This window comes from Okeania sp. SIO2B9 (assembly GCF_010672505.1).
Lineage (GTDB): Bacteria > Cyanobacteriota > Cyanobacteriia > Cyanobacteriales > Microcoleaceae > Okeania > Okeania hirsuta.
Window position 1 is genome coordinate 1 of record NZ_JAAHGK010000996.1, and the last position, 2,921, is coordinate 2,921.

2 protein-coding genes are annotated in these 2,921 nt (G+C 38.1%); one reads left to right on the plus strand and one right to left on the minus strand.

The genetic code is table 11. The features are described 5' to 3' along the window. Positions 1-288: 288 nt before the first annotated feature. On the minus strand, positions 289-990 hold the full coding sequence (locus F6K13_RS26470; protein ID WP_287288918.1) for a Uma2 family endonuclease: 702 nt from the start codon (positions 988-990) through the stop codon (positions 289-291). Between the two features lie 673 nt (positions 991-1,663). Between F6K13_RS26470 and F6K13_RS26475 the strand changes: the two genes are divergently transcribed. Further along, entirely contained in the window at positions 1,664-2,092 is a 429-nt protein-coding gene (locus F6K13_RS26475; protein WP_124146539.1) for a hypothetical protein, read from the plus strand. Positions 2,093-2,921: the final 829 nt, after the last annotated feature.

The following is a 2,921-nucleotide window of genomic DNA, read 5'->3' on the forward strand; positions in this document are numbered from 1 at the left end:
TGGCGACAACTCTTAATTATTGCCTTTTTTCAGTGATTAAATTCACTGGAGATAGAGCGGTATTATCCTGTTTGATTAGCGTAATTATTACGCTAACTGTTAGTTACTTTTTGTCCAAAGTCCAATAACTACAGATAAAATTGAATTATTTATCAAAAATATTCTGTAGCCAAGTTAGTCTGAATCTCTTCAGTTATCTAATTGTTATTAGCAGAATTAGCTATTTGTTGAACAACCGATAAAGGCAAGTCTAAAGATTCAGCAATTGCCTCTAAACTCAATCCTAATTTAAGCAATCGAGGGACTGCTTCTTGTTTGGCCTTCTGTTGGCCTGTTTGTTCTCCAACTTTGACCATCGGCAAAAGCATTTTGAGCTTGTTGAACTTGTAATTGAGCTTGTATCGCTGACTCCTGGGGAGTTGGCACTCGTTCACCTTTGGCAGTGAAGTAACGCAGTTCACCTCCATCTACTCCTAAATATAATTCTAATTCTTGGCTCCAACGCCAACCTTCCTGGTTCGGTTGAATTTCTTCATAGCGATTTTGTTGTAAGCGAAATCCCATAAATTCCATAGTTTCGGGGTCGAACCAAAAATACTCTGGGGTGCGGAAGTTGTCTTGATATAACTGCTTTTTTAAGTTGCGATCGACTCTAGCGGTAGAGTCTGATAGTAACTCAATAATTAAGTTAGGATATTTACCGTTTTCCTCCCATACTACCCAGGAATTTCGAGGTTGTTTCTGGGTTTGCTTGACTAAGAAAAAGTCCGGACCGTGAAAGTCGCGAGCTTTTAGCTGCTGGCGACTGTAATAAATACTCAATCTTGCACCAATAAAGTAATCGTTTCTATTGCGCCACAACCATTCCAGACAAATAACTAGCAACATTAGTTGGGTATAGTGTTGAGAGCTTTCCATTTCGGGTTCGTCGCTTTCTAGTTGAGTAGCATCTGGCATTATTGCCTCTAATTCTTGGGCTGTTAAAACCATTGAGCTTAACCTTACAACTAATAGGTATGATTGGGATTATAGCATGGCAAAATGATATCCCCCCTACTGCCCCAGAAGGGAGGAAATATGTAGTGAAATATTAAAATTTTCCCTACATATATAGGACTACCCAAAGTTTATTTATCTAAACATTGACTGCTAAATTTGTTAATAATTGTTAATCCTATAGTTAGAATTGATGTCAGATCATATATATTTATAAGCAGAAATACTTGTATCCAGAGAACAAGTAACTGTAAGGCTCCAATTCACGAATTAGCTTGGGCTAGGAGGAAGGAGCAGGGGTGAGAGTCTTTTTGAAAAAGACAGTAATTTTGAGAAATATTAATTGAAGTTAAGTTTTATCTAGAACTACTCCTGTAATTGCACTTAAGTAAGAATTTGGCATTCAAGAAATTCCTCAAGACCTGAGATAAATCCAGTGAAACGGAGCAAATTTAATCAAGCTTAAAGGGGTGGAAAGATGACAGGATCTATTGACCGAGATAACCAGGTTGATGCTCGAGGAGGAAACTTCGACCCCTATTTTGCCGATATTTAGGATGAGTCAAATGTTTCAATTCATCTGAAACCCTTTTTATAACTTGATTACAGCATTTTAAAACTCTGTTTTGTAATAGATGTATTTAATGATTTTTTGGAGGAGTCCATCATGGCTACCACTATCATTGATGATCTCAGCACATCAAGAGGGGTTTTCGTTGACGATCAGAATAATATATTTGTTTCGGATTTTGATTTGAATTTTATCAACCCAGTTTATTCCGTTAAAAAGTTTGATGCAAATGGTTCACTTCTTGATACGGTTTCGATAGGCGAAGGAGGTAGTTTGACTGCTAAGTTTGCAGAGTTACCTAATTCAGACAGTTTCATTGGCTTGAGGGAAGATGGGATGTTAATGCTCATAGATCCAGATCCTCTGTCTGTAGATTTTTTAGATAATCTGCATCTTCGTTCTTTGGAAGGGGTGGAGACGAGTCCTATCTTGAACACTACTTTGTCTACAGTGTCTCAAGAAGCAGGAATATTGCTTTCCGCTAAACGGTGGACCAGGAAACGATATACTAACAGGGGGAGGTAGTATAGACCGCTTTATCTTTAACACCAATGAACCATTTTACCTAGAGGATGTTGGTATAGACCAAATTACTGATTTTTCCCAAACACCAGGAGATATTATTATTCTGGATATCACAACCTTCACTGCTATCAATAGCGAACCAGGAACAGGGTTCAGCATTACTGATGAATTTGCTGTAGTTAATGATGACGAATTTGCAGAAACTTCTAATGCAGTAATTGTTTATAACAGTGATAATGGTAATTTGTTCTATAACTCCAATGGTAGTGAGACAGGTTTTGGTAGTGGTGCTCAATTTGCCACTTTGCTCAATAGTCCATTATTAGAACTAGAAGATTTTGTTCTCAGAGGTTAAAAGCAAGTAGTCAGGAGGCGAGTTGGTGTGAAATTTTGCCTCCTGAATTCTAAGAACCTATCCCACTAATAAGGATATCCCTATTACCCGTGAGCAAGGAAAAAAAGTTTTAGAGATTTTTGCCGATGCTTGGGAAGCAAGTACAGATCTAGAAGTCGAGGGTATAAAATTGGAAGACTTACGCCCAGAATTAGAAAGACAAATCGCCACCGTAGTCGATCGCTTCAAATGGCAACCCCAAGACATTAGACTTGTCGCGAAATAAAACCTTAAAGTGAAATGGGAAAATTCTGGTTTTCACTGATTAAATTATCCTGCCATTAAGTAGAAATTCCAGAGTCCAGCCGCAGTGAACATGAAGCGATCGTCGCGCATCTTTAATGTGATTTCGATACAATCCTCTCCCTGCATTATATCTCTTCACGCCAGATATTGTATGTTCACATTTGACGCTAACGCTACTTTTCTCTCTAT